The organism is Amycolatopsis sp. SID8362, assembly GCF_010550475.1.
Classification (GTDB): Bacteria; Actinomycetota; Actinomycetes; order Mycobacteriales; family Pseudonocardiaceae; genus Amycolatopsis; species Amycolatopsis eburnea.
The window spans coordinates 1-249 of sequence record NZ_JAAGNB010001599.1 but is presented as its reverse complement, the minus strand read 5'-3'; the positions used below and the strand labels follow the sequence as shown (position 1 = coordinate 249).

At 72.7% G+C, this 249-nt stretch carries 1 pseudogene; it reads right to left on the bottom strand.

From position 1 onward, the window contains the following. Nucleotides 1-249 (bottom strand): annotated as a pseudogene (locus G3I65_RS48985) (MmgE/PrpD family protein); the annotation flags it as partial.

The window sequence follows — 249 nt, the reverse complement described above, 5'->3', positions numbered from 1 at the left end:
ACCGGGTTGGGCACTTCACAGGTCAACGACGTGCCGTCGTCGAACGAGACCGTCACGCGGGCGGCCCGTTCGCCGGGCAGCCGGGCGGTGAGGTCGGCGGCCTCGACGAGCCGCACCCGGCTCGCCAGCGCCCGCACGTCCGCGTCGCAGAGCGGGCTTTGCGGCGCGACCTCGCCGGTCAGCGCGGCAGTCGCCACCACGAACGGCGTCGAGAACATCGCCGAAAGCCGGTTCGACCAGTCCACATCG